20 protein-coding genes are annotated in these 20,636 nt (G+C 66.2%); 12 read left to right on the top strand and 8 right to left on the bottom strand.

Going from position 1 to position 20,636, the window contains the following annotated elements; genetic code table 11:
* Window positions 1-226 precede the first annotated feature (226 nt).
* Window positions 227-1,489 (bottom strand): Wadjet anti-phage system protein JetD domain-containing protein, encoded by a 1,263-nt coding sequence (locus ACULPM_RS10345; RefSeq protein ID WP_445332210.1) that lies wholly within the window; start codon window positions 1,487-1,489, stop codon window positions 227-229.
* Between the two features lie 157 nt (window positions 1,490-1,646).
* Between ACULPM_RS10345 and ACULPM_RS10340 the strand changes: the two genes are divergently transcribed.
* From ACULPM_RS10340 to ACULPM_RS10330, 3 genes are all read left to right on the top strand, one after another.
* The gene (locus tag ACULPM_RS10340) at window positions 1,647-2,159 is read left to right on the top strand and encodes a DUF5067 domain-containing protein (protein ID WP_445332211.1); all 513 of its coding nucleotides are present in this window, start codon (window positions 1,647-1,649) and stop codon (window positions 2,157-2,159) included.
* Window positions 2,160-2,184: 25 nt separating this feature from the next.
* The gene (locus ACULPM_RS10335; RefSeq protein ID WP_445332212.1) at window positions 2,185-2,604 is read left to right on the top strand and encodes an XRE family transcriptional regulator; all 420 of its coding nucleotides are present in this window, start codon (window positions 2,185-2,187) and stop codon (window positions 2,602-2,604) included.
* Window positions 2,605-2,876: 272 nt separating this feature from the next.
* Complete coding sequence (locus ACULPM_RS10330; RefSeq protein ID WP_445332213.1) at window positions 2,877-4,121, top strand: serine/threonine-protein kinase; 1,245 nt, start codon at window positions 2,877-2,879, stop codon at window positions 4,119-4,121.
* Here ACULPM_RS10330 and ACULPM_RS10325 read toward each other — a convergent pair.
* Window positions 4,118-4,738: an HAD family hydrolase gene (locus ACULPM_RS10325; protein ID WP_445332214.1), complete on the bottom strand. Its 621-nt coding sequence runs from the start codon at window positions 4,736-4,738 to the stop codon at window positions 4,118-4,120. The genes ACULPM_RS10330 and ACULPM_RS10325 overlap by 4 nt on opposite strands.
* Window positions 4,739-5,155: 417 nt before the next feature.
* Here ACULPM_RS10325 and ACULPM_RS10320 point away from each other — a divergent pair, with 417 nt between their 5' ends.
* On the top strand, window positions 5,156-5,752 hold the full coding sequence (locus ACULPM_RS10320; RefSeq protein ID WP_445332215.1) for a hypothetical protein: 597 nt from the start codon (window positions 5,156-5,158) through the stop codon (window positions 5,750-5,752).
* Here ACULPM_RS10320 and ACULPM_RS10315 read toward each other — a convergent pair.
* Entirely contained in the window at window positions 5,749-6,765 is a 1,017-nt protein-coding gene (locus ACULPM_RS10315; protein WP_167929925.1) for an HNH endonuclease, read from the bottom strand. The two genes, ACULPM_RS10320 and ACULPM_RS10315, sit on opposite strands and share 4 nt — an antisense overlap.
* Window positions 6,766-6,851: 86 nt before the next feature.
* On the opposite strand from ACULPM_RS10315, the gene ACULPM_RS10310 reads away from it, so the two are divergent.
* The 5 genes from ACULPM_RS10310 to ACULPM_RS10290 all read left to right on the top strand — a co-directional run bounded on the left by ACULPM_RS10310 (window position 6,852) and on the right by ACULPM_RS10290 (window position 10,846).
* Window positions 6,852-7,214, top strand: coding sequence for an arsenate reductase family protein (locus ACULPM_RS10310; RefSeq protein WP_445332216.1), 363 nt, complete (start codon window positions 6,852-6,854; stop codon window positions 7,212-7,214).
* Between the two features lie 190 nt (window positions 7,215-7,404).
* Window positions 7,405-8,871, top strand: coding sequence for an ATP-binding protein (locus tag ACULPM_RS10305; RefSeq protein WP_445332217.1), 1,467 nt, complete (start codon window positions 7,405-7,407; stop codon window positions 8,869-8,871).
* A gap of 222 nt (window positions 8,872-9,093) precedes the next feature.
* Complete coding sequence (locus ACULPM_RS10300) at window positions 9,094-9,756, top strand: copper homeostasis protein CutC (RefSeq protein ID WP_445332218.1); 663 nt, start codon at window positions 9,094-9,096, stop codon at window positions 9,754-9,756.
* A 2-nt stretch (window positions 9,757-9,758) separates the two neighbouring features.
* On the top strand, window positions 9,759-10,439 hold the full coding sequence (locus ACULPM_RS10295) for a pentapeptide repeat-containing protein (protein WP_445332219.1): 681 nt from the start codon (window positions 9,759-9,761) through the stop codon (window positions 10,437-10,439).
* Window positions 10,430-10,846, top strand: a complete 417-nt coding sequence (locus ACULPM_RS10290) for a PaaI family thioesterase (RefSeq protein ID WP_445332220.1) — start codon at window positions 10,430-10,432, stop codon at window positions 10,844-10,846. Before ACULPM_RS10295 ends, ACULPM_RS10290 begins: the two co-directional genes overlap by 10 nt.
* A 34-nt stretch (window positions 10,847-10,880) precedes the next feature.
* On the opposite strand, the gene ACULPM_RS10285 is transcribed toward ACULPM_RS10290, so the two are convergent.
* From ACULPM_RS10285 to ACULPM_RS10275, 3 genes are all read right to left on the bottom strand, one after another.
* The gene (locus ACULPM_RS10285) at window positions 10,881-12,074 is read right to left on the bottom strand and encodes a diphosphate--fructose-6-phosphate 1-phosphotransferase (RefSeq protein ID WP_445332221.1); all 1,194 of its coding nucleotides are present in this window, start codon (window positions 12,072-12,074) and stop codon (window positions 10,881-10,883) included.
* A gap of 365 nt (window positions 12,075-12,439) precedes the next feature.
* Window positions 12,440-13,729 (bottom strand): phosphopyruvate hydratase, encoded by a 1,290-nt coding sequence (eno, locus tag ACULPM_RS10280; RefSeq protein WP_167929929.1) that lies wholly within the window; start codon window positions 13,727-13,729, stop codon window positions 12,440-12,442.
* A gap of 130 nt (window positions 13,730-13,859) precedes the next feature.
* Window positions 13,860-14,798 carry a 3-hydroxyacyl-CoA dehydrogenase gene (locus ACULPM_RS10275; protein ID WP_445332222.1) on the bottom strand — a complete coding sequence of 313 codons (939 nt, stop codon included), beginning with the start codon at window positions 14,796-14,798 and terminating at the stop codon, window positions 13,860-13,862.
* Between the two features lie 187 nt (window positions 14,799-14,985).
* Between ACULPM_RS10275 and ACULPM_RS10270 the strand changes: the two genes are divergently transcribed.
* Window positions 14,986-16,407, top strand: coding sequence for an amidophosphoribosyltransferase (locus tag ACULPM_RS10270; protein ID WP_167929931.1), 1,422 nt, complete (start codon window positions 14,986-14,988; stop codon window positions 16,405-16,407).
* Between the two features lie 124 nt (window positions 16,408-16,531).
* Window positions 16,532-17,128, top strand: coding sequence for a nitroreductase family protein (locus tag ACULPM_RS10265; protein ID WP_445332223.1), 597 nt, complete (start codon window positions 16,532-16,534; stop codon window positions 17,126-17,128).
* Window positions 17,129-17,344: 216 nt separating this feature from the next.
* Here the strand turns inward: ACULPM_RS10265 and amrS are convergent, their stop codons facing one another.
* Both amrS and amrA read right to left on the bottom strand, forming a co-directional pair.
* A complete protein-coding gene (gene amrS, locus ACULPM_RS10260) occupies window positions 17,345-18,229 on the bottom strand; it encodes an AmmeMemoRadiSam system radical SAM enzyme (RefSeq protein ID WP_445332296.1) in 885 nt (294 codons plus the stop codon).
* Window positions 18,226-19,656 carry an AmmeMemoRadiSam system protein A gene (gene amrA, locus ACULPM_RS10255; protein WP_445332295.1) on the bottom strand — a complete coding sequence of 477 codons (1,431 nt, stop codon included), beginning with the start codon at window positions 19,654-19,656 and terminating at the stop codon, window positions 18,226-18,228. The genes amrS and amrA overlap by 4 nt, the downstream gene beginning before the upstream one ends.
* 123 nt (window positions 19,657-19,779) lie before the next feature.
* On the opposite strand from amrA, the gene ACULPM_RS10250 reads away from it, so the two are divergent.
* A complete protein-coding gene (locus tag ACULPM_RS10250; RefSeq protein WP_445332294.1) occupies window positions 19,780-20,481 on the top strand; it encodes a YdcF family protein in 702 nt (233 codons plus the stop codon).
* Window positions 20,482-20,636 lie beyond the last annotated feature (155 nt).

Raw genomic sequence — 20,636 nt, 5'->3', positions numbered from 1 at the left:
GTTATGGCAATCTGACGCCGCGGGGCGTTGCCCAGATAGGGGTCGTGGCAGAAATCGCCCTGCCACGACCCCGTTTTCCGCAACGGTGCCGAGAAGAACCGCAGGTGGCGAGAATTGCGGGCTGCCATAACCCCCATCTGCGCAACGCCGACAGTGGGGAAACTGCCACGACCCCGATTTGCGCAGCGGGTCCGGCTGGCGCGGCCAACCCGCAGCGCGCCCGGCCCTACAGGTCCGTCGCCGTGACGATCTCTTGCGGGATGAGGCGGGCGCCCTCCACCACGGCTCGCAGATACGCGGCCTCCTTCGGCTTGAGGACGGACTCCAGCAGCTCAAGCCCCTCGACGCGCACGCCGCCCTGGTCCGTCTCCTCGTTCTCCAGCGGGTCGGGGAAGCGCTTCATCGCGCGCCTCAGCATGAGGCGGTACGCGGGGGCGAACGGCTCGACCTCGAAGCGCCCGTCGGCCATCGAGGCGAGCTTCGCCAGGATGGAGAGGCCGGCGCGGTCTATGTCGCCCCAGTAGAGCACGCGTACGTCCTCGGCGCCGAGCGAGGCGATAAGGTCAGGCAGCTTGTGCGGGTCGTCAACGATGTACCCGTTGCCAAAGACCACGCCGTGGACCCGCTCGTCGAGGATTCGCTTGCGCCCGTCCAGGAACATCGCGTTTCTCATGTTGACCCAGGGGTCGAGGTTCTCGGAGACAACGAGCCGCAGGTGGCGGTGGTGCTTGGGGATGTGGTGCATGAGCTCGAGCTTGGTCTGCGGGCGCGTGACCACTGCGTCCGAGAGGCCCATGAGATGCAGCAGCTTGCGGCCGTCCGAGTCCAGCGCCAGGAACTTCTCGTCACCGAAGAGGCGGTACGAGAGCTCGCGCGTACTGAGGGTGCCGTCGCCGATGGAGGCGGAGCCGGCGAGCGCGGCGTCGAGGGCGCGGAGCTCTCGCTCAAAGCGGACGTATGCCTCGGGGGTGCTGAGCAGCCAGCCGTTGATCCAGAGGCGGGGGTCGAGGTCGATGATCTTCCGGCGGATGTCCTCGAGCTCGGGCGTCTGCTTGCGCACGGTGTCCAGCCCCGCGAGGCTGCGGGCGGGGCGCCGCGCGGGAGGCCTGGGCCGCTCCGCGCGGGCTATGGCCTGGGGCTTGTTTTCCGGGCGTGCGTCCGACCGGGCGTTCTTCTCGCCCGCTCCACCCGCGCGCTTGGACGGGCTCGGGGCCGGCGCGCCGCCGGCGAGAAGGACGTAGCCCTCGCCGCCCTTCTCTCGCTCGAGCACGTGCAGGTCGAGCAGGTCCTTGAGCGTGGGCTCGCCCGCGCCATACTTGGCGAGCACGCCCATCACGTCCTCCCTGCTCAGCGGGTTCTTTCGCAGGCGGACGAGCCCGCTTGCGATGCCGCCCGAGACGCTGCGCTGCTGGACGGGCAGCTCCTTGCTGAGGAGCTTGGCCAGGGAGACGATCGCGTCGTGCTCCTGCTCGGTGAGTTTCTGTGCCATTGGTGCCTCTCTTCGGGGGTTGCTCAGTACAGCATACCGTTACGGGCGGCGTGAGCATGCGGACGACAGCCATTAGCTCGCAGCTAATGAATTCCTTCTTTTGCCCTGATAGGCTGCAGGCATCAGGACCAATTCGTCGAAAGAATGGGTGGTATCAATGAGTACGCTTGCCCCAATTCCCCGCCATTGCCTCGTCGCCACGCTCGCGCTGGCCGCTGCGTTGGCTCCGTTTGCCCTCTCTGGGTGCGGTGGGACGTCGTCTTCCGCGGAAGAGTCGAATCCTGCCGAGGAGCAGCCCGCCGAGAGCCAGGTTTCCGAGTCGACGCAGTCTGACTACGCGGTCACCATCGATGGGTCGACGGTGACGACTGACTACGAGGGAGCCCCTGCGATCATCGTTGATTACACCTTTACCAACAACTCTGAAGAGGACACGTCCTTTGCGGTGGCGTGCGCTCAGAAGGCGTTCCAGAACGGGGTTCAGCTTGAGAATGCGATCGTGACCGAGGACCTTGGGAACGGTTACATGGCAGAGATAAAGCCGGGCTCAACGACCACGGCGCGCATTGCCTATAGCCTGACGGATGAGTCCGACGTCACCGTCGAGGTCCAGGAGCTCTTCTCGCTTGATGATACGATGCTTGCGGAGGCCACGTTCTCGGTGGCGTAGAGGACGCGCGGAGAGGTGCGATGCCATGGCAGAACGACTGACGGAGGAGCTGCTCGACGAGCTCCTCTCCACCTCAGACCTCGAGGGCTATCTCGAGGAGCGCGCGCCGAGCGGCCGCACGCTCTCCGAGTACCTGCAGCAGCTTCTCGCCAAGAAGGGCCTCGAGCGCTCGCGCGTGGTGCGCATGGCCAACCTCAACGACACCTTCGGATATCAGATCTTTCAGGGCACACGCCATCCGAGCAGGGACAAGGTCCTGCAAATCGCCTTCGCCATGGCCCTCACGCTGCGCGAGACCAACCGCGCGCTCAAGGCCGCCGGCGCGAACGAGCTCTACTGCAAGAACCGCCGCGACGCGATCATCATCTTCTGCCTCGACCGCGGCTGCTCGCTCCAGAAGGTGAACGAGGAGCTGTACCGCTTCGGCGAGCGGACCATCTGCTAGGGGCGGCGATTCGGGGGCGTTGCCGAATCTGGGGCCGTGGCAGCAACGGGCTCCGGCGCGTTGTCGATTTGGGGGTCGTGGCAGGATTCGGTCTGCCACGACCCCATATCTGGCAACAGGGGCGAGAAGAACTCCAGCTCGCGAGGAGTGCCGGCTGCCATAACCCCGTTCTTCTCAACGCGCGCCGAGGCGGGATTGCCACGACCCCCGATTCCGCGGCGGCCCCGCGGGACGGACCCCGATCTGTCCGCGCCCTCTGCTAGGATTGCCACATGGAGACACGCGAAGACACCCTCGAAGACGACCTTGCTCGATACCTCGACTCGCTCGGGCGCGAGGACTCGTATCGCGTCGACGCCGTGCTCAAGGAGGGGCCGCTCGAGGTCACGGAGCGCGTCTTCTTCGTGGGGAGGAGCGGCGCCGAGCTGGGTCCGTTCGTGCGCAAGTACCTGAGCGCCGAGTCGGGTCTGGGCGGAGCGTACGAGGCGCTGCTCGCGGCGCAGCGCCGCGGCGTGAGCCTGCCGCACCTTCCGCGCATCATGGAGTGCTATCGCCATGACGATAAGAACGTGGTGGTGATGGAGTGCGTGCACGGCGAGACGCTCTCCGAGCGCGTCCTGAGCGCGCGGACCCCCGGCGGGCGACTCGACCTTCTCGCCCTCGTCTTCCCCGACCTGTGCGATGCCGTGAGCGAGCTTCACGAGCGGCTTGACCCTCCCATAATCCATCGCGACCTCAAGCCGGAGAACGTCATGGTGTCAGGCTCCGGGGTCACCCTCATCGACCTGGGGATTGCCCGATCGTTCCGAGAGGATGGCGAGCGGGACACCACGCACTTTGGCACGCGCGCCTATGCGCCGCCCGAGCAGTTCGGCTTTGGGCAGACGGACGTGCGGAGCGACGTCTACGCGCTCGGCATGCTGCTCTTCTTCTGCGTGACGGGGCTCGAGCCCTCGGCGCGTGACCGCGAGCGCGGCTTTGCGGGAGCGGGCGTGCCCGAGCCGCTGCGCCCCGTCATCGTCCGCGCGACCCAGCTTGATCCCGCGGCGCGCTATGCCACGGTCCGCGAGCTGCGTGACGCGCTCGTGTCCGCACTCGGCGACGTGACGCGCGGGAGGGGCGGGGGCTCTCCTGCGGAGGAGCCGCCGAGCTTTGAGCCCGAGCGACCGTCTCCCGGGACGCTGCTCGCGCGAGTCCCGCGCTGGGCGGGTGCGATCTGGAACCTTGCGGTGCTCTCCCTGTGCGGACTCTGCATCGTGGGCTGCGTGATGGGGTTCGTCCAGCCCACGCCCGAGAACGCGAAGTGGCCCGTCTGGTACCGGTTCTTCTCGTATCTCGTGTTCCTGATGCCGGCGCTCGCGATTGCCGGCTATCTGATGCTCGACCGCCGGCCGCTGCGCAGGGAGATTCCCGCGCTCGCGCGGCTTACCGTGAGGCAGGAGACCCTCGTGGGATTCCTTGCCATTCTGGGGCTGCTCGTGCTGTGGGTCCTCGCCTCGCTGGTCGCGCAGGTCTAGCAGGGCTGGCGGATTGCCTCCTCCAGCGCCTCGACGTCCCCGGTGAAGTGGAACGCATGCATGCCGGCGAGGCGGGCGCCCGCGCAGTTGTCCGCGTTGTCGTCCACGAAGAGGCACTCGGCCGGGTCGAGCCGGTAGCGCAGGCAGAGCAGGTGGAAGATTGCTGGGTCCGGCTTCATGATGCGCTCCTTGGCCGAGACCACGCAGCCGTCGAGGTATGGCGTGACGGGCGCGTGGCGGAGCTGGTCCATGATGCGGGTATTGGCGTTGGAGAGCACGTAGATGCCGTAGCTCTCACGCTTGAGGCGGATGCCGAGCTCGTTGGTGCCGGCGATGGGCTCGGAGTGCTCGGGCCAGTGGTCAAAGCACTCGTTGAGGTTGGGGCGCAGGCGCTCGGGCAGATGGTCGAGCGCGTAGCGGCGCATGGTCTCGCGCGTGATGGTGCCCGAGTCCAGAAGTGACCACATCGTGGTGCCGAAGAGCGCGCCGTCGAGCAGCGCGGCGTCCTCCGGCGTGTCCGTGAAGAGGCTCGCGAAGTACGGCCCGTCAAAGGTCATGAGGACGTTGCCCATGTCAAAGATGACGTTCCTTACGCGCTTGTTCTCGCTGCTGGGCATGATGCCTCCTCGGTTGCGGGTGCTAGAGAAAGTATAGCTGCCGGTGTCGCCGCTGAGGTGCCGCTCCTGCTGATAATCGGATCCGGCAAGGCGTCGCACGTATCGGGGCGACGGAAGTAGCGAATCGGCGGCCATTGCGTGCTCGGCGGCCCGGAGCTGCCGAGAGAATGACCTGGGGGGCGAGAAGAACGTGAGGAATTGCGGTCGTTGCGCCCTGCGGGCTCGATGCTCTTCTCGCCTTCCGCATCGACTCCGCTTTACCCGACTCGGCCATCTCGGCAAGCTTTCTGCGACTCAAGATGTCTTGGTTTCAAGATTCGTGAAAGACAAACAGATCCTGTTGTTTGATCGTGTTCGCGTTTCGTTCGCACCTCGTGCCCTGAGCCGATCATGCTGGGAAGGGGGAAAGGAGGAGATGTGTCTGATCATAGAGGTACTGAGGCCGCCTGGGCGTATTGCCCCAGCTCGTCGAGCGGCGCTCCGTTGGAGTTGATAAAAGTGACTGAATCCAACGACTATCCGGAGCATGGGGCGGCCTTTGGAGAAGAATGGGCCCCCATGGACGGCACATGGCTCACCTTTTCTGGTGTAACTGGGCTGTGGGAAGAGAAGCGAGGTGGGAACTTCTGGGGGTACGGTAGCGCCTATGAGTTTGCCGAGGACGTCTTTTGCTTTGACCCCTTGCTGGGGAAGCGATTGCTTTGCGATGAGGGAGTGGGCCGCGAGTTCTGGCCCGTCGAGGTGAGCGATGTCGAGGTGCTCGAAGAAATGGGCATCTCGTGGCAGGAGTCACTCGCACGATGCGTGGCGGCCGTCCCTTCCTGGCGGCGCGGGGACAGCCTGCTCTGCGTCCCGGAACTGTTGAGGATTGACTTTGGGCGCTGGTGCAGCGATCTCGATGATTCCGGCGTTTTTGAGAATGGTCCACTTATGGGGACCTCGGCATTCCGAGCGGTTGTTAGGGAGTGTGCCGCCCACGTGCAGCGTATTCCCTGGGCTCGCGCAGGCTGCTAGGCAACAAGTACGTGGTTCTCCTGCATGAACTGCTCGTAATGGGCTGCGAGCAGGTTGCGGCTGGGATGACTTGCCTCATTGCGGGGGAGTCGCAGGTGGGAGGAGGTGAAGGTGGCATAGGTCGTGCCGCGCAGACGGTCGCTCAGGCTGATTTTGAGCGTATCGGGTTCTATCGAAATCAGGTGGGCGTCATACAAGAGGTGCATGTCCGACCTCAGGAGGATGCCATTGTTTACGATCTGAGACTTCCTTCCCCGATAGGGATTGATGTGAGCCGCCTGAAGGACCTGGGGGACATCGGTTTCAGTGATGGCGCATGCCCCTTCATACGCATTGAGCAGCGACTTTCGAAACGCGTCCTGTTGCTCGCGGCGCACCTGCTCCGCCTTCACGAGCTTGCGCTCGTCAGCATCATCAATCTCGGTCAGAACGGAGCGCTCGTCGTCTGTCAGGGCATCGAAGCCGGGGAAGGCAAACGCCCCCTCCGATTCGCTCTTATCGGTTATGGGGCCATGGAGCGTGAACATGTTCGTAGCGCTGTTAAAGCGCTCCACAAAGGCAAGGCCGAGTATGCGATAGCCCTTCGCCTCGCGGACCATAACGCCCACGGGGACGCCGTCAGTCAGGCAGTTCATGAGTGAGCCGTTGTAGTTTTGGCTGCTGTCGGATCCGCTGTGGGCCGCGTAGTCAAGCACCCACGTGCCGTCAGCGAGATGGATGGGCTTTCTATCGTTGTAGAGCCCACTTCCGCTGGAGTGGACGGAAAGGGCGTACTTCCTACCTCTTTTGTAAGAAACGAGAGAGGCGCCTGGTATGTAAATCCCGGCATCTCGACTCAGAGGAATAGGCGTTTTCGGGCGATTTTCCATGCGATGCGGAAGGCGCGATATCATCTCGCCGGTATTTTGCTGGAACCAGTCGTAGCAGGGGATGAATTCCTCCGGAACACGCCTCTTTGCCCGATCTAGAGTCGGGCAGAAGGCCTGACATTCGTAGATAATCTGACTGGCCACCGCTGCCTCCCTCCGCTGGGTAGATTATACGTTAGCAACTCCCGTGCTACACTGGCCCCACGAATCTCGAGCGAAGGGACAACACTATGTCTGACGTGCTCTTTGTTGAATATCCCAAGTGCAGTACCTGCCGACGCGCCAAGGCGTGGCTGGACGAGCACAGCGTCTCGTACACCGACCGCCATATCGTTGAGGACAACCCTACCGCCGAGGAGCTCGCCGAGTGGCAGGCTCGCTCCGGGCTGCCCGTCCGGCGCTTCTTCAACACGAGCGGCCGGCTCTACCGGGAGCGCAACGTGAAGGCGCTGCTCGACGCCGGCATGGCGGATGCCGACGCCTTCGCGCTCCTCGCCGAGGACGGCATGTTGGTCAAGCGTCCCATCGTGGTGGGGGAGGACTTCGTGCTCGTGGGCTTCCGCGAGGCGGAGTGGGAGGCCGCGCTTCTGTAGCGACCTCGCCCGGATGACAGATTTCTAGTTGCGTCAGAATCACAAATCGGGGCCCCGAGAGGGGCCCCGTTTTTTACGCAGGCGTTCTACCTGCGGTTCTTCTCGCTTTGACTTGAGAATTCTAGTTGCCTTGTAGTTGCCTTGTAGTTATCATCTAGTTATCATTTTCGAGCAAGGAACGGTGGCTCACATGGCTGATGTCGAGAAAATTGAGTTGCTGTACTCCCTAATCGGTTTTCCCGATGAGACGGAGTGGCTCGAGTTTAAGGAGGGGAACAGCGATCCCGAGCGCATAGGGAGGGACATTTCCGCGCTGGCAAATTCCGCCGCGTATCTTGGTCGGGATTTTGCCTATCGCATCTGGGGAGTTGCTGATGGAACGCATGATCTCGTTGGCACCACGTTCAACCCCTATGCGAAGAAGGCAAAGGGCAATCAGGGCCTGCTAATTTGGCTGTCGCGATTCCTCTCGGCAAACGCTAGCTACGAGTTTGACTGCTTTGAGCACGACGGAAAGAACTTCGTCGTTCTCAAGATTGCCGCAGCGACAGAAAGGCCGGTGAGCTTTGACAAGGCCCTCTACATTCGCGAGGGCAGCAGTACAACGCGCCTGGTGAACGGATCAGCAAAGGAGGCTGAGCTCTGGCGGCGTCTCCAGCGCTCGGACTTTGAGACGAGGCCGGCAAAGGTTGACCTCGTGGCTTCCGATGTTTTTAGCCTATTAGATGTTGACGCCTACTATGCACTCTTGGGTAATCGTAAGCCCGAGCAGGAGGAGAGCTTACTCGAGACGCTTTGCGAGCAGGAGCTTGTCTTCCGCCAGGATAACGGACGACTGAGAATATCAAATCTGGGTGCCCTGCTTATCGGGCGTGACCTGAGGGCGTTCTACGGGCTTGGTCGGAGAGCGTTGCGCGTGGTGTGTTATGCGGGCAAGGGGAGCTTCGAAATCGTTGAGGACAGGACGTTCAACGAGGGGTATGCGCTGTCGCTTCCAAAGGCTGAGGAGTTCGTAATGGCCCGTGTGCCAAAACGGGAGCTGGTGGACGGGGCATTTAGGAGAATCGTTCACGCATATCCGCAGAGGGCGGTTCGCGAGCTGCTCTCAAACACCGTGATTCACCAGGACCTATCTGATACGACGGAGGGGCCGATGGTTATGCTGTACGAGAACCGAATCGAGTTCTCTAACCCGGGCACGACGCTCATCCCCGTAGCCCGGCTGCTCAATGCCCCTCCAAAGACACGAAACACCAAGCTCGTGAACCTTATGCGCCAGATGGACCTCTGCGAGGAGGGTGGTACTGGATGGGACTTGACCGTTGCCTCCTGCGAGGCCGTCCACATGGCGGCGCCTAAGGTTCAGAGCGAAGATGACCTAGGGACGAGAGTTACGCTTCTCGCGGGAAGCGCCTATGAGCACATGACCAAGGCTGAGCGGCGCGATGCCGTGTACTGGCACGCTTGTCTCATGTTTGCTCAAGGAGAGTCCATGGGGAACCAATCGCTGCGCGAACGCTTTGGTCTTGAGGAGAATCGAAAGAACATCGTTGCCATGTCGCGGCTCATCAGGGATTGCTGCGAGGCTGGACTCATTAAGAACGAGGATGACGAGGCTGGGGATAAGTATCGTCGCTATGTTCCGTACTGGGCATGAGCGACGGTCACATCTCTCACTCGAACACATGTCTTTTAGTTGCGCCAGAATCACAAATCGGGGCCCCGAGAGGGGTCCCGTTATTTACGCAGGCGTTCTACCTGCGGTTCTTCTCGTCTTGACTTGAGAATTCTAGTTGCCTTCTAGTTATCAAAGCGGGGTGGGCCCAGTTTCGTCGGGTGTTCGTGGCATACTGGGCAAAGTGAGTCGAATGGGGGAGACATGCTGACAAGGGAGTTCTGCGCCGAGAACATGGAGCTCGTTCCGGCGGCGGTCGCCGCGGGCGCGGCGCGCATCGAGCTGTGCGACAACCTTGCGGTGGGCGGCACCACGCCGAGCTACGGCGTCATTCGAGCCGCCGTCGCATTTGCGCGCGAGAAGAACGTCGGCGTGATGTGCATGATTCGCCCGCGCGGCGGCAGCTTCGAGCACACGCCCGCCGAGGCCGCCATGATGCGCGACGACCTCATCATGGCCAAGCGCCTAGGCGTCACCGGCGTGGTCTTCGGCTGCCTGCGCGGCGGCCGCCTGGATACCGGGCTTACCTCCGAGCTCGTCCGCCTTGCCCACGAGGACACCCCCGAGGCCCCCGGCCGCGTGGCGGTGACCTTCCACATGGCCTTTGACGCGCTCGCGCCAGAGGACCAGCTCGACGCCATCGACTGGCTCGCCGAGCGGGGCGTGGAGCGCATCCTCACGCACGGCGGCGCGGCCGGCACGCCCATCGCGGACAACCTCGACCGCCTGCGCGCCTACGTGGAGCGCGCGGCCGGACGCATCGTCATCCTGCCCGGGGGCGGTATCACGTGGGAGAACGCCGAGGGGGTCGCTGCCGCGCTGGGCGTCTCCGAGGTGCATGGGACCAAGATCGTCAAGGTGGCCTGATCGTGGCGCGACCGAGACAGGTCAAGGGCTTTGCGCAGGTCACGCCGGATCTTGGCGAGCACATGGGGCACGAGGTCCTTCTCGCCAGCCTGGCGGAGGGGGAGGCGCGCGTGCGGGGAACGGCGTTCTCCGGGCTGGAGCTTGACGGCACCTCCGCTGCCGGCGCCTCCTTTGAGAACGTGGCGTTTCGCGGATGCGTCTTTGAGGGCGTGGACTTCTCCAGCTGCACGTTCACGGACGTGCAGTTTCTGAGCTGTCGCTTCATCTCCTGCACCATGGCGCGCTCGTGGCTCAACCGGGTGGACTTTCGGTCGTGTTCGGCGCCGGGGATGAGCTTTGGCAAGGGGCGACTCACCGGGGTCCTCATGATGGACTCCCAGTTTGACTACTGCGACCTCTCGGAGGCCTCCGTGAGCCATCTGCGTGCGAGCGCGACGAGCCTCTCCGAGCTCAACCTGCACCTGACCAAGCTCTCTCACGTGGAGCTTGACGACTGCGACCTCACGCGGGCGACGGTCTATCGCTCGGGGCTCTCAGGCGTCGACCTCTCCTCGTGCGACATATCGGGAATACGCGTGTCCGGGGACTTCCGCGAGCTGCGCGGTGCCGTGGTGAGCGCCTCGCAGGCCGTGCAGCTGGCGGGGCTCCTGGGCGTGACGGTGAAGGAGGACGAATGGCTCTGATCAGCGAGGACACCCCGCTCGAGGAAGTGCAGCGGGTCTTTAGGAACGACCGCTTTGCGACGGACGCGTGCGGGTGCCGCGTGGTGGAGGCCTCGCGTGGGCATGCGGTGTGCGAGTTCGACATCACGCCCGGCCACCGCAACGAGAAGGGCGGCGTCATGGGCGGGGCCATCTTCACGGTGGCCGACCTCGCCTTTGCCGTGGCGTCCAACGTGGGGGAGCCGGTGACGGTGTCCGTGAGCAGCTCGATCGAGTTCATGAGCGCGGCGAAGGGCGAGAAGCTCATAGCCACGGCGGACGTGGACAAGAACGGGCGCACGCTGGGGTTCTACAACTGTCTGGTCACAGACGAGCTGGGCACGCCCGTCGCGCGCGTGACCCAGACGGCGATGCACCTGCGGCAGTAGGGGCCGCCGGGGGGCGGGGCGCCCCCCGGAGGGCCTAGTCGAGCGACGCGAGCTGGGCCGGGAGCTCTCCGATGAGCGGCCTGATGTAGGCGCGCAGCTCGCTGCCGATGCCCATGCCGTCTGCGGAGATCCACTCGCTGGGGATGTTGCGCACCTGGTTGGCCACGGCGGCGACGTCGACGAGCTTGGTGCGGGACGCGTACGGGTCGTTGGAGACGCGCTCGATGGCGCACATCTTTGCGGTCTCGCCGGCAAAGGCGGCCTCGACGGCGGCGTAGCCCACGTCGTAGGCCTCGTTGAGGTCGGTCCTGCTCGCGACGTAGCTCGCGCAGCGCTGGAGCGTGGAGAGCTCCACGGCGCGGGTCTTGCAGCCGATGCGCTCCTTCGTGAGGGCGGCGAGGTAGCGGCCGGCTCCCGAGAGCATGGCGAGGTGGCCGAACTCGTCGGTGCCGACGCCCGGCGCCGCCGCGCGCTCGCAGACGAGAGTGCCGTCGGGCGTGCGCACGCCCTCGCTCACGCCGACCATCACGGTGTTCTTCTTCTGCAGCGCCTGGGAGAGACGCTCGATGAGGGCGTCCTCGTTAAGCGGGACCTCGGGGAGAAGCACGAGGTCGGGCTCGACGAAGGCGAGGGCGCTCGAGGCGGTGAGCCAGCCGGCGTCGCGTCCCATGATCTCGACGAAGGTGACGCTCTTGAGGTTGTAGACGTCGGCGTCGTAGGCGAGCTCGTTCATGGCCGTTGCCACGAAGCGGGCGGCGCTGCCGTAGCCGGGGGTGTGGTCGGTCCCCACGAGGTCGTTGTCGATGGTCTTGGGCACGCCGATGAAGCGGATGTCGCTTCCGGTGCTCTGACCATAGGCGGCGAGCTTGGAGATGGTGTCCATGGAGTCGTTGCCGCCGATGTAGAGGACGGCAGACGCCCCGAGCTCCTCAAAGCGCTCGAAGAGGCTCTGGTAGACAGTGTCGTCCGTTCCGAGGGTGGGAAGCTTGAAGCGGCAGCTGCCGAGCCAGCTCGCCGGGGTGTTGCGCAGGAGGTCGAGGTCGACCCTGCTCACGAACGCCTCGTCGAGTCGGACGGAGCGGCCGTCGAGGAAACCTTGGATTCCGTAGCGCATGCCCTCGACGCGCGCCCCCTCGAGGATGCCCGCGGCGATCACGCCGGCGAGGCTCGCGTTGATGGCAGCGGTGGGGCCGCCCGACTGTCCAACCAGAACGCATCTCTCGGCCATGTGGGGTGCTCCCTTCGTCGTTTGCGCTGTTGTAAGCATACCTCAGGGTTCGGTCGGAGCGAGTCGGTGTGCAAAAGGGCGGATAGTGTGTAAATCGGCCGGCGTCGCCTGCAATCAGGAGGATAGTGTGAAGCGTTGCGGGGTGTCCCGTGGATAGGTGCTCAGACATGACCTGCGATTATGCGATTTCAAATTGCTTGATCGGCGGGAAATGCCGGGATTTGGGCGAAAAGGGCTTCGCACTATCCGCCTGATTGCACAGAAGGGCGGGATTTTTTCGCACTATCCGCTCGATTGCAGAAGGGCGCGGCCTCGGATGGTCCGAGGCCGTGCCCAGGGCTTGACGGTCTGTTTCCGCCTGGCGTCTACGCCAGGTTGTAGAACGCCGCCTTCTGCAGGTACTCCGCGCTTGCGCCGAGGGAGTCCTCGATGCGGAGGAGCTGGTTGTACTTGGCGACGCGATCGGTGCGGGCCGGGGCGCCGGTCTTGATCTGGCCGGCGTTGGTGGCCACCGCGAGGTCGGCGATCGTGGTGTCCTCGGTCTCGCCGGAGCGGTGGGAGACCACGGCGGTGTAGCCCGCGCGCTTAGCCATCTCGATGGCGTCGAGCGTCTCCGTGAGGCTGCCGATCTGGTTGACCTTGATGAGGATGGCGTTGGCGGCGCCCACCTCGATGCCCTTCTTGAGGCGCTCGGTGTTGGTGACGAAGAGGTCGTCGCCCACGAGCTGGACCTTCTTGCCCAGGCGCTCGGTGAGCTTGACCCAGCCGTCCCAGTCCTCCTCGGCCAGGCCGTCCTCGATGGAGATGATGGGGTACTTCTCGACGAGCTCGGCCCAGTAGTCGACCATCTCGTCGGACGTGAGCGTGCGGCCCTCGCCCTTGAGCTCGTACATGCCGGTCTCCTTGTTGTAGCACTCGGAGGTTGCGGGATCCATGGCGAACATGAAGTCCTCCCCCGGCTTGAAGCCGGCTGCCTCAACGGCCTCCATCAGGTAGACGAAGGGCTCGGCGTTGGTCTTGAGGTCGGGGGCAAAGCCGCCCTCGTCACCCACGCCGGTGGAGAGTCCGGCCTTCTTGAGGGTGTCCTTGAGCGTGTGATAGACCTGCGCGCACCAGCGAAGGCCGGTCGCGAAGTCCGGGGCGCCCACGGGCATGATCATGAACTCCTGGAAGTCGACGTTGTTGTCCGCGTGGACGCCGCCGTTCAGGATGTTCATCATCGGGACGGGGAGGGTGTGCGCGTTGGGGCCGCCCAGGTAGGCGTAGAGCGGCAGCCCCGCGGATGCCGCGGCGGCGCGCGCGATGGCGAGAGAGCAGCCGAGGATCGCGTTGGCGCCCAGGCGACCCTTGTTGGGGGTGCCGTCAGCGGCGATCATGGCCTCGTCGGCGCCGCGCTGGTCGGTGGCCTCGCGGCCCACGAGCACGGCGGCGAGCTCGTCGTTGACGTGCGCCACCGCCTGGGTGACGCCCTTGCCCAGATAGCGGTCCTTGTCTCCGTCGCGCAGCTCGACGGCCTCGAACTCGCCGGTGGACGCCCCGGACGGGACGATGGCGCGTCCAAGGGAGCCGTCCTCGAGCGTGACCTCCACCTCGACGGTGGGGTTGCCGCGGGAGTCGAGCACCTCGCGACCGTATACCTTTGCGATCTTGCTCATGGCGAACCTTTCTGTTTGACTGAGCTAACTTGTTTTGAAGTATACCCAATCTAACAATTGGCATACCGAGACGGAGGGGGCACGCGAAAAAAGGGGCGGCACGTCGATGACGCGCCGCCCCCGGACCGTGCTAGCGGTAGTCGTAGAAGCCCTTGCCGGCGGCGCGACCGGTCTCGCCGCGGTCGATCTTCTCCTTCAGCAGCGCGGCGATGCGGCCCTTGATGGTGGTGGGGTCGGCCGCCGTGGGGTCGAGCAGGGTGATGTTGTAGGCGGTGGTCAGTCCGACGATGTCGAGGATCTGGAACGGGCCCGCCGGCGCGCCGGTGCCGAGCTTCCAGGCGAGGTCGATGTCCTCGACCGAGCCCACCTCGCCCGCCCAGAGCGCCTGCGCGGCGGTGAGGAAGGGCACGAGCATGCTGTTCAGCAGGTAGCCGGGCTGCTCCTTCATGACCTTGAGGGGCACCATGCGGATGTCCGCGGCAAACTCGACCACCTCGTCGAAGTGCGCCATGTCCGTTCCGGGGTGCGGCATGACCTCGGCGGTGGGGTTCTTCCAGATCTCGTTGGCAAAGTGCAGCGCGAGGTACTTCTCGGGACGCCCGGTGTGCTCGGCGAAGGCGCTCGGCAGGAGCGTGGAGGAGTTGGTCACCACGACGGTGCGCTCGGGCATGATGGGTGCCACGGCGGTGTAGAACTCGATCTTCTGCTGGGGGTTCTCGGCGATGCACTCGATCACGAGGTCGGCGTCGGAGAAGGCCTCCTCATAGCTCGTGGTGAGGCGGATTCCCTCGTAGGCGGCCTCGACGCGCGCCTTGGCGGCCTCGCATGCCTCGGGCGTGACGTCCTCGCGGGGGAGAAGGCCGTAGGCGTAGGCGGCGGGGTTGGTCTTCATCGCCTCGAGCGTGGCGAGGTAGACCTCGCGCAGGTGGTCGAGCTTGGGCTGGCAGCGCTCGATGGAGCCCTCCGAGCGGAGCCAGATGGTGACGTCGCACCCGCTGTACGCGCACTGGAAGGCGATCTGGCTTCCGAGCACGCCGCCTCCGGCGACGACGACCTTGGTGAACTTCATGGGGAGTCCTTTCCGTTGGGCGTGGCGGGGGTCGCCACGCGGATGCCTTCCTCCTACCCAGAAGCCTGTAACTATTTCACGCACGTTCTTCTCGCGTTCCTTATCGGCGCGTGTCGGACGATATACTGAGACGGTTCGCAGGGCGCGGGCCGCACGGGGGCGGCGCCGCAGACGGGGAGAGGTACTCATGGGAGCGTTCTTTGGCGCGGTCTCGCATCGCGACGTCGCACTCGACGTGTTCTTTGGCGTCGACTATCACTCGCACCTCGGCACGCGCCGTGCCGGCATGGTGTCGTGCCGCGAGGGCGGCGGCTTCAACCGGCAGATCCACTCGATCGAGAACACGCCGTTTCGCACCAAGTTCGAGCATGACCTGCCCGACCTCTCGGGCACCTGCGCCATGGGCTGCATCTCGGACAACGACCCGCAGCCGCTGCTCGTCCGCTCCCACCTCGGCGTCTACGCCATCTCCACGGTGGGCGCCATTGCCAACCAGGACGCGCTCGTGGCGCGCTTCGAGGAGGCCGGCCACCAGTTCGGCGCCATGGGGTCGGGCGCGGTCAACGTCAACGAGCTCGTGGCGGCGCTTATCAACTCGCAGGGGAGCATCGTCGACGGCATCCGCTACGCGCAGGACGAGATCGAGGGCTCGCTCACGCTGCTCATCATGACCGAGGACGGCACGCTCATCGCCGCGCGCGACAAGATGGGCCGCCTGCCGGTGCTCATCGGCAAGGACGACGACGGCTACTGCGTGACCTTCGAGTCCTTCGCCTACGGCAAGCTCGGCTACGTCGATGCGTACGAGCTCGGCTCCGCCGAGATCGTCCGCATCACGGCGGACGGCTACGAGACGCTCTCCGAGCCGCGCGACGAGATGCGCATCTGCGCGTTCCTCTGGGTCTACTACGGCTATCCCAACTCCGACTACGAGGGCGTCAACGTGGAGTGCATGCGCTATCGTAACGGCGCCATCATGGCCCGCGACGAGCGCGAGGCGGGCCTGCTCCCCGAGGTCGACTACGTGGCCGGCATGCCCGACTCGGGCCTGCCGCACGGCATCGGCTACGCCAACGAGTCCGGCGTGCCGCTCGCGCGCCCCTTCGTCAAGTACACGCCCACCTGGCCGCGCTCGTTCATGCCCGCCAACCAGGAGGTCCGCAACCGCGTGGCCAAGATGAAGCAGATTCCGGTGCCCGAGCTGATCCGCGACAAGCGCCTGCTGCTCGTGGACGACTCCATCGTCCGTGGCACCCAGATGCGCGAGACGATCGACTTCCTGCGCGACACGGGCGCCTCCGAGGTCCACATGCGCTCGGCCTGCCCGCCCATCATGTACGGCTGCAAGTACCTCTCGTTCTCCCGCAGCCGCTCCGAGTACGAGCTCATTGCGCGTCGCAAGGTCCGCGAGCTCGAGGGGGACGAGGGCGAGAAGCACCTCGAGGAGTACGCGGACGGCCGCTCCGAGCGCGGGCGCTGCCTGCTGCGCTCCATCTGCGAGGAGATGGGCTTCGACTCGCTGGAGTTCCAGAGCCTCGACGGCATGCTCGAGGCCATCGGCATCGACCGCAAGAAGGTCTGCACCTACTGCTGGAACGGCAAGGAGTAGGTCTCGAGGAGGGCCCGGGCGCGAAGGTGCGGCCGGGCCCTCTCTCTCGAGTCATATGTGATTAGACTGGTGGCAATTTGGGAACGAGAGGGGTAACGACATCCCGTGACCCTAAGGAGTCCCCATGAGCTACCTTGGCATCATCGACCGCCGCCGCAGCGTCTACGCGCTGAACGACCGGCTCCCCATCTCCGAGGACGAGCTCGCCCGCATCGTGGGGGACGCCGTCGTGGCGACGCCCTCTCCCTTCAACGTGCAGAGCGGCCGTGCCGTGGTCCTTCTCGGCGCGCAGCATCGTGCGCTCTGGGATGAGATCGTGCGCCCCGCCCTCGAGGCCATCGTGCCGGTGGAGTCCTTTGCCCCGACGGCCGAGAAGCTCGCCGGATTCGCCGCCGGCGCGGGCACGGTGCTCTTCTTCGAGAACCGCCCCGCCGTGGAGGACCTCAAGGTGCGCTTTCCCACCTACGCCGCCGCCTTTGACGGCTTTGCCGAGCATGCGCTGGGCATGATCGAGGTCAACGTCTGGAACGCGCTTGCCGAGAAGGGCGTGGGCGCGAGCCTCCAGCACTACAACCCGCTCATCGACGATGCGGTCAAGGCCCGCTGGGGCATCCCCGCCGAGTGGGCGCTCGCCTCGCAGATGGTCTTCGGCGGCATCGCCGCGCCGGCGGCTCCGATCGAGAAGCTCCCCGCGTCCGAGCGCGTCCGCGTGGTCCGGTAACGCTGAGGCAGCGTCGGGTCCGGGCGTGCCACCGTGCCACTGGCGTCGGGCCTGGCTGTGCCGCTGTGCCACTGGCGTCAGGTTTGTTTGGCACGCCCCGCGTGTGCCAAACAAACCTGACGCCAGTGGCACAGCGGCACAGCCAGGCCCGACGCCAGTGGCACGGTGGCACGCCCGGACCCGACGCCAGCGGCACGGTGGCACGCCCGGACCGCGCTAGCAGTTGCCCACGCGGACGTGGGCGAGGTGGCGACGTGAGACGTCGGCCAGCCTCCGCACGGCGGAGACGGGGGTGGGGCCTCGGTCCGTGAGGCGCCAGCACGGGAAGAAGCGCGTGACGTGGTGCGTCACCGTCTCCCGCCCGCGACCCCCGTCGAGTTCGGAGAGCCATCGGGAGAGCTCGTCCATCTCGTCGTCCCCGTCGTTCATGCCGGGGACGACGAGCGTGGTCACCTCCAGGTGGCAGGCGGGGTCCGCCGCGAGCCGCTCGATCGTGGCCCGAACGCACGAGAGCGACCCCGGCGCGGCCCCGCAGGCATCGTAGAAGGCGTCGGAGAACCCCTTGAGGTCGATGTTCGCGGCGTCGACGAGCCCCTCGAGCTCGTCGAGGACGTGCCGCCCCACGCATCCGCTGGAGACGAGCACGTTGACGAGGCCGGCCTCGTGCGCCAGCCGGGCGCAGTCTCGGACGTACTCCCAGCAGACGAGCGGCTCGTTGTAGGTGTAGGCGATTCCGGAGACGCGCGGGTCGCGGCGGCGGGCCTCAGCGGCTATCGCGACCAGCTCGTCAGGCATGACCTCGCGCCAGCCCACGTCCTTCTCGCCCGCCTGGGAGATCTCCCAGTTCTGACAGAAGGGGCAGCGCAGGTTGCAGCCATAGCCCCCGACCGACACCACGTACGTCCCCGGCATGAAGCGCGCGAGCGGCTTCTTCTCGATGGGGTCGAGCGCGATGGAGGTGAGGCGGCCGTAGCCCTCCGGCACGATCGCGCCGCCGAGGCTGCGCCGCGCGCGGCACGCGCCGAGCGCCCCCGGGGCGAGCCGACAGCGGCGCGGGCAGGTGGCGCAGACGAGCGCCTCGTCCTTCTCGCCCGCGCTCACCGGTGGCGCTCCACGACGAAGCGCTCTATGGAGACGCCCTCCTCCGTGAGCGCGATGCCGCCCTTGCGCGCGGCAATGCGCAGCTGCTTCTCTACGGTGTCCACGCCGTCGAGGTCGGGGAGGAGCAGGCCGCGCCTCCCGCCCGGCGCGCTCACGATCACGCCATAGCGGCGCGGGTCCAGCCCCGCGCGGCCCTCCACGGGCTCCGGGTCCCCGAGGACGTCGACGTCGTAGACGAGCTCGGGGAGCTCCTCGGCCGTGACGGGCGGGAAGCGGGGGTCGTGGAGCCCGGCCGAGACCGCGTTGGCCACGATTTCCTCCGCGAGGCTCCCGCGCGTGGGCGCAATGGTGCCGATGCAGCCTCTCAGCTGGCCGTTCTTGGTGAGGGAGACGAAGGCCCCGGCGCGGCGCGAGAGCAGCTCCGGGGGCAGGCCGTCCGGGACGGGCAGGCGTCGTCCCGCGCGCACGCGGTGCTCGAGCGAGGCGCGGGCGAGCGCCACGTATGCGTCCTCCCCCGAGCGACGGCGCTCCATGTCCGCGGCGTGCCAGGCCTCGTACGTCTCGCCGAAGGCGCGGGCGGGGTCGGACCCCTTGGGCCCGGAGGGCAGGAAGCACGCGACGCCGTACCCCACGCCGAAGGGCCCCTCGTGCGAGAGCAGCTCGGCGGCGACGGGCGTGCGGTCGAGCGCGCCGGCCATGATCTGGAAGGAGCGCAGGCCGCACTCGGCGGCGCGCTCGCAGAGCCCCGGGTCCGCCGTCAGCAGCGAGAGGAAGTCCCCGCTCCCGAGGGCGCGGCAGACGAGCTCGTCGAAGACGGGCCCGTCCGGGGAGAAGCCGTACGGGCCGTCCGCCGCCAGCTTGTGCGAGAGGTCGCCGGATGCCACGTACGCCACGCGGCGGCCCAGGCGGCCCGCCGCCCGTGCGACCAGCATGCCCATGCGGTAGTGCTGCATCGGCGAGAGGCCGGAGATGCCCATGCGGACGACGCGGTAGGGCGTGGGCTCCTGGCCCGCGGCGCTCAGGGCGTCGTAGGCGGACTGGATGAAGTGGAGCGGCACGAGGACGCCCCAGTCGAGGTCCCGCTCGCGCTCTCCGGCGGTGCCGGCGGGCAGGCCCTCCTCCCGCGCGAGGCGGCAGAGCTCGTCGACGAGCTCCTCGTCATAGGTGACGTGCGAGCCGTCCGCGGGGTCACCGAACCGGGCAAACGTCCCCCGTGCGCCCGGTTCGGGAGCGATGTGGAGGTAGTCGAGGTACATGGCCGTGTGCGGGCTCGAGATGACGATCGTGTCCGGCTCGAGGGCGGCGACGCGGCGAGCGACCTCGCGGTAGGCGTCCACGGTGGGCTGGATCTCCCGCTCGCGCCCGTGCCCCACGCCGGGGACGATGAGCGGCGGGTGCGGTACGGCTACGGCGATGACGACGGGCATATTGGCCCCCTCTCGTCAGGTGACAGTAACGTCAGGTTTGTTTGCCACAGCCCTGGCCTAGTACCATTGTGCCCATGGATGCCCGGACGGCGGGCACCAATGGGCGAGCGGGGGTGAAGCGGCATGGTTGTGGCGCTGACGACGCTGGGGATCGTTCTCGTGGCCTACGGGGCGCTCATGGCGGCGCTCTATCCGGCGGGAGGGTTCTTTCTGGTGTGGGTGGCGCTCGGGGCCGCCCTGCTCGCCGCCGCCCGCGTGGAGCGCGTGCGCCTCGCGATCTGCGTCGCGTTTGCCGCGGGCGCGATCGCGGTGGGCGGGCTCTCGGCGCTCATCGCCACCACGGCGGCCGCGACGCCGCCTGCGGGCGTGGACTGCCTCGTGGTGCTGGGCGCGGGGCTCAGGCCCGACGGCTATCCCAGCGAGACCCTTCGGTTCCGGCTGGAGGCGACGCTCGCGTATCTGGACGAGAATCCGGAGACCGCCTGCATCGTCTCTGGCGGGCAGGGCTTTGGCGAGCCGCTGACCGAGGCGGACGCCATGGCGGAGTACCTGGAGGCGCGCGGGCTGGATGGCGCGCGCATCACGAAGGAGGAGCGGTCGAGCACCACGGCGGAGAACGTCCGCAACTCCTCCGCCCTTCTCGCCCCGGGCGCGACGGTCGCGATCGTCACCAACGACTTCCACCTCTACCGCGCGCTGCTCATTGCCAAGAAGAACGGGCTGCCCGATGCCTATGGCCTGGCGGCCCGCACGAACCCGCTCTACCTACCTCAGGCCACGCTGCGCGAGTGCGCCGCCGTCGTGAAGGAGGCGCTCATCGGATAAAGGGGACGGGCTTCTCTCTCGGGGGGTCCGGGGCGGGCGTGCCACTGGCGTCTGCTAAAAGGGGACGGGTTATTTCTCTCGGGGAGCTTGGGACGGGCGTGCCACCGGCGTCAGGTTTATTTGGCACACAGCCCGCGTGCCAAATAAACCTGACG

It is taken from the genome of Thermophilibacter sp. ZX-H3 (assembly GCF_052599055.1).
Note: the sequence above shows the minus strand (reverse complement) of the source record. Positions and strands in the feature narration are given on the sequence as shown.

Excerpts from the sequence above, each read along its gene's own strand:
- ACULPM_RS10310 (WP_445332216.1), top strand. The coding sequence starts at position 6,852 with ATGTCTGACGTGCTCTTTGTTGAATATCCCAAGTGCAGTACCTGCCGA.
- amrA (WP_445332295.1), bottom strand. The coding sequence starts at position 19,656 with ATGCCCGTCGTCATCGCCGTAGCCGTACCGCACCCGCCGCTCATCGTC.
- ACULPM_RS10270 (WP_167929931.1), top strand. The coding sequence starts at position 14,986 with ATGGGAGCGTTCTTTGGCGCGGTCTCGCATCGCGACGTCGCACTCGAC.
- ACULPM_RS10325 (WP_445332214.1), bottom strand. The coding sequence starts at position 4,738 with ATGCCCAGCAGCGAGAACAAGCGCGTAAGGAACGTCATCTTTGACATG.
- ACULPM_RS10300 (WP_445332218.1), top strand. The coding sequence starts at position 9,094 with ATGCTGACAAGGGAGTTCTGCGCCGAGAACATGGAGCTCGTTCCGGCG.
- ACULPM_RS10285 (WP_445332221.1), bottom strand. The coding sequence starts at position 12,074 with ATGGCCGAGAGATGCGTTCTGGTTGGACAGTCGGGCGGCCCCACCGCT.
- ACULPM_RS10335 (WP_445332212.1), top strand. The coding sequence starts at position 2,185 with ATGGCAGAACGACTGACGGAGGAGCTGCTCGACGAGCTCCTCTCCACC.
- ACULPM_RS10345 (WP_445332210.1), bottom strand. The coding sequence starts at position 1,489 with ATGGCACAGAAACTCACCGAGCAGGAGCACGACGCGATCGTCTCCCTG.
- ACULPM_RS10250 (WP_445332294.1), top strand. The coding sequence starts at position 19,780 with ATGGTTGTGGCGCTGACGACGCTGGGGATCGTTCTCGTGGCCTACGGG.
- ACULPM_RS10275 (WP_445332222.1), bottom strand. The coding sequence starts at position 14,798 with ATGAAGTTCACCAAGGTCGTCGTCGCCGGAGGCGGCGTGCTCGGAAGC.
- ACULPM_RS10290 (WP_445332220.1), top strand. The coding sequence starts at position 10,430 with ATGGCTCTGATCAGCGAGGACACCCCGCTCGAGGAAGTGCAGCGGGTC.
- ACULPM_RS10330 (WP_445332213.1), top strand. The coding sequence starts at position 2,877 with ATGGAGACACGCGAAGACACCCTCGAAGACGACCTTGCTCGATACCTC.
- ACULPM_RS10340 (WP_445332211.1), top strand. The coding sequence starts at position 1,647 with ATGAGTACGCTTGCCCCAATTCCCCGCCATTGCCTCGTCGCCACGCTC.
- ACULPM_RS10265 (WP_445332223.1), top strand. The coding sequence starts at position 16,532 with ATGAGCTACCTTGGCATCATCGACCGCCGCCGCAGCGTCTACGCGCTG.
- eno (WP_167929929.1), bottom strand. The coding sequence starts at position 13,729 with ATGAGCAAGATCGCAAAGGTATACGGTCGCGAGGTGCTCGACTCCCGC.
- ACULPM_RS10305 (WP_445332217.1), top strand. The coding sequence starts at position 7,405 with ATGGCTGATGTCGAGAAAATTGAGTTGCTGTACTCCCTAATCGGTTTT.